At 64.0% G+C, this 4,229-nt stretch carries 3 protein-coding genes and 1 pseudogene; 1 reads left to right on the forward strand and 3 read right to left on the reverse strand.

Translation table 11 applies throughout. The annotated features are described in order from the left end of the window. On the forward strand, window positions 1–438 hold a 438-nt coding region (locus VF769_RS01090), incomplete at its 5' end, for an alpha/beta fold hydrolase (RefSeq protein ID WP_331006518.1). Window positions 439–469: 31 nt separating this feature from the next. Here VF769_RS01090 and rodA read toward each other — a convergent pair. From rodA to VF769_RS01105, 3 genes and pseudogenes are all read right to left on the reverse strand, one after another. Further along, window positions 470–1,621 (reverse strand): rod shape-determining protein RodA, encoded by a 1,152-nt coding sequence (rodA, locus tag VF769_RS01095; protein WP_331006519.1) that lies wholly within the window; start codon window positions 1,619–1,621, stop codon window positions 470–472. Beyond that, the gene (gene mrdA, locus VF769_RS01100) at window positions 1,618–3,612 is read right to left on the reverse strand and encodes a penicillin-binding protein 2 (RefSeq protein ID WP_331006520.1); all 1,995 of its coding nucleotides are present in this window, start codon (window positions 3,610–3,612) and stop codon (window positions 1,618–1,620) included. Before mrdA ends, rodA begins: the two co-directional genes overlap by 4 nt. After that, a pseudogene (locus VF769_RS01105) lies at window positions 3,609–4,229 on the reverse strand (hypothetical protein); the annotation flags it as partial. The pseudogene VF769_RS01105 and the gene mrdA, both read right to left, overlap by 4 nt.

The raw sequence follows: 4,229 nt of genomic DNA on the forward strand, positions 1-4,229 counted from the left end.
CTCCAGGCCTTCCACAAGCGTCTCATCTCGCCCGATTGGGAGACCCGTCTGAAAGCTGCCCGCGCCTGGGCGCGCTGGGAGGGCGAGACGATTTCGTTTGCGGGACCGAGCGCGCTGCCGTCACGGTTCAACGAGGACCGCTTCGTCGAAGCGTTTGCGCGCATCGAAAACCATTACTTCGTCAATCGCGGCTTCTTCGAAACCGACGGATGGCTTTTGCAGCAAGCCGCCGCGCGCATGCGTCAAATCCCCTGCCGCATCGCGCACGGCCGCTACGACATGTGCACGCCGATGAGCAATGCGTGGGATTTGAAGAAGGCCTGGCCCGAAGCCGAGCTCGAAATCATCGCCGACGCCGGCCACAGTTCGCTCGAGCCGGGCATCGTCGACTCGCTGATCCGCGCGACGGATTGGATGATTGATAAAGCGAACTGGTAGTTTCCCTCCCCCGTAACGCGGGTTCAGGGGATCACCACAGCCAACCCCGCGCGCCGTGCTGATCGCGGTGCAAATCCACCGACAGAACGATCGCGAAACCGGCCAGCAGCGTCATCATCGCCGTGCCGCCGAACGAGAGGAGCGGCAGCGGAATGCCAACGACCGGCACAAGCCCGATGACCATCGCCGTATTGATGAACACATAACAGGCCAAAGTGGCGGCGACCCCGCTCGCCGCCAGCTTGCCGAACAACGAGCGCGCGCGCATCGCCACTTGCATGGTGAGGCCCAAGAGGGCCGCGAACAATCCGAGCACCAAAGCGCCGCCGACCAAGCCAAATTCCTCGACGATCATCGTGAAGATAAAGTCGGTGTGTTTTTCCGGCAGAAAGTCCAATTGGCTCTGCGTGCCCTGCAAATAGCCGCGTCCGAACAATCCTGCCGAACCGATCGCGATTTTCGACTGCAGCACGTGATACCCTGCGCCGAGCGGATCATCGGTAATCCCAAGGAACACGTTCACGCGTTCGCGCTGATACTCATGCAGAATGGATGTGTAGGCGAAGATCGCGCCGCCCACCGCGACGATCGCGCCGGCTGCGATGATCCGCCAGAGCAGGCCGCCCAGAAACATCACGCACACGCCGGCGAATAAAATCATCAGGGATGTGCCCAGATCCGGCTGGTGCATCACGAGCGCGACCGGCGCAGCGATCATCAAGAACGGCGGGATCACCCAGAGCACCGTGCCTGTGCGCCGCGCATCAAGCTGGTGATAATAGCGCGCCAACGCCAATACGATGCCGATCTTCATCAGTTCCGACGGCTGCAGCGATAGCGGGCCGATATCGAGCCAACGTTGCGCACCCATGCGCGTGGCGCCGAACAATTCCACGGCGATCAGCAGCAGGAGCGCACCGCCATAGAGCGGATAGGCGATCGCCAGCCAGAATCGCGTGTCAAGCACGGCCGCCGCCACGATCACGCCGGTCATCATCACGGCGAAGCGCAGGCCATGCGACAAGGGCATGTCCGTCCACGCGCCGGATGACACCGAGAAGTGCATCAAGACGCCGATGAAGGCGAGCGCGCAGAGGATCGTGATGATCCCCCAATTCAGCTTGGCGAAACGATCGAAGATCGTGTTTGGTCCGCCGCCGGACAACACATTCGCGGTGGTCATGCGTTCCTCGACAGATTGTCTTCGAGTTGCGCCAAGCGCGCCGCGGGCCGCCGCGAGGGATCGCGCAGCAACGTCGCCTTCATCACTTCCTTGGCGATGGGCCCCGCCACCGCCGAACCCGCGCCGCCATGCTCGACCACCACGGCGCATGCGTAGCGCGGCTCATGCCAGGGGCCGAAGCAGCAGAAGAGCGCGTGATCGCGATACTTCCATTCAATTGTCGAAAAGTGGCGCCCGCGATTGTTGCCGAGCGCTCGCACCTGCGCCGTACCGGTCTTGCCGGCAATCTGCACGGGTTGCCAAGCGCTGTTCTCCGGCGTCTTCATGACCGCCGCCCCCGTCTCCGGGTGACGCACCAGCTCCAAATTGCCGGCCCTCAACGCCGTGCCGCCTGGCTCATTACAGACGCCATACATGCCGTCGCGCACCCGCGCGAGATACTCGGCCTCAACGCCGTTCATGTGCGGCGGCTGCGCCGGCTCTCCCACGCCGGGCGCCTCGCGCACCAGGCGCGGCGCCACCGCCAAGCCGTTATTGCCGAGGCGCGCCGCCATGACCGCAAGCTGCAATGGAGTCACGCCCATCGCGCCCTGTCCGATGCCGTAGTTCAAGGTGAGACCGCCGGTCCAGCCTTCATTGCGGTTCTCGCGCCACCAAGTGGGATCGGGGATGAGGCCGCTGCGAATGTTCGGCACACTCACATCGAAATGTTCGCCCAAACCAAATTGCCGCGCGACCGCGGCGATGCGTTCAGGGCCGGCCTGCAAGGCCGCCTGATAGAAATACACATCGCACGACCATTTGATTGCGTTGTGTAGATTGACGCGTCCATGCCCGCCGCGCGCCCAGCAATGGAATGTGCGACCGCCATACGGATAGGCGCCCGAGCAGCTCACCGACCAATCGTCCGAGACGCCCGCCTGCTTAGCCGCGATGCCGACAATCATTTTGAACGTCGAGCCCGGCGGATACACGCCCGTCACAACCTTGTCGAAAAGCGGCTTTTTCTCATCGAGATTGTAGGCATCGAAATCCGCTTGGCCGATGCCATTCACGAACAGGTTGGGGTCAAACCCAGGCGCCGAGGCCATGACCAACAGGTCGCCGTTATAGATGTCCATGACGATCGCGGCGCCGGAGTGCTCGCCGAAATTCTGCATCGCGGTGCGCTGTAGCTCATGGTCGATCGTGAGCACGACGCCAGAACCGCGCACCGGCTCTTTGCGCTCCTCGACGTCTTCCCCCATCTCGACGCCGCGCGCATTGACGATCACTTTGCGCCAACCGGCCTCGCCATGGAGCGTCTGCTCCATGGTGGCTTCAAGCCCCGCCTTGCCGACCCGCACATGCGGATTGCGCAAATAGGTGGCGCGACGCTCGCCCTCCGGCGACCCATCCTCCAGCACGCGGTCGATGTCGCGCTGCGTCGGTTTCTGCACGTAGCCGATCGGGTGGCCGTAAACGATGTCATACGGATAAGCGCGCACGTCGGCCGAGTTGGCGATCACACCGCGCAATTCGGGCAGGCGCACATTGATCGCGTTGAACTGCTCCCACGTGAGTCCTTCCAGGATCGGCACCGGCTCATAGCGCTGGCCGCCGCGCACCTTGATCACCGCGCGCCGCGCCCATTCCGCGGTTTGCCCGAGAATTTGGCCGACGCGTCCGACCGCCTCCTCGAGGTCTTCCACCTCCGAGCGCAGGATCGAGACCTGATAATCCTTGCTGGTTTGCGCCAACACCGTGCCAAAGCGATCGTATATCACGCCACGCGGCGGCGCGATGATGCGCGTGTCGAAGCGGTTCTCGTCCGCGGCCGCGGAATATTCCCGGCTGATCAGGTTGGTCGCCTGCAATTGCGCCATGCGGAACAGGATCGTGCCGAGCACGCCGGCGCCGACGAAAGACAGCAGCGCCGCCCGACGCGAAAAAATGACATTCACGTCGCGCTTCGGCAGCGTCGACCCGACAGTCTTACCGCGCTTACTCATCGCCGGCCTCCCGGCTGCATGCGCGGCGCGCCCGTTGCGCTCATGTAGAGCGGACGCACCAGCGGAAACAGGATAGCGGTGATGATCGCCGCTTCCGCGTAGAGCGCAACAGAAACATTGCGTCCGAGTGCAAGCGGCGCGACCACCCACGCGACTCCGATGGTGAATAACGCCGTCACAATGAAGCCGCCCCAGAGCGACACCAGATTCGGAGCCGACATCGCGGCGGAGGCGATGCGTCCAATGAGATAGGCCGACAGATAGAGCACGACGAACAAGCCATACGGCCCGCCCGCCAATTGATCATGCACTAGACCCAACACCGTCAGCGTCAGCGGCGCGCGCCAGCCGCTTTCGTCTTCCGCCGCCCAACCATACGCCGCCCACAACACCGCGAGCGGAAGCGGCGGCTGCGCGAAAAGCGGCCCGAGCGGCAGCGCCGGCAGGATCACGCTCGCCACGGCAAAAACGAAACCGCAGGCGCGCAAAGCGCCTCGGCTGGGCGCGCGGAAAAGGCTCACTCCGTCGGCCCCGTTTGCGGCGCCGGCTGTTCGGGCGCGGGCTGCGGCGATGCAGGCGTAGGTTCGGCAGGCTGCTGCGGCGGCGCAGCGGCGCGT

It is taken from the genome of Vitreimonas sp., assembly GCF_036392335.1.
In the GTDB taxonomy this organism is placed as follows: Bacteria; Pseudomonadota; Alphaproteobacteria; order Caulobacterales; family Aquidulcibacteraceae; genus Vitreimonas.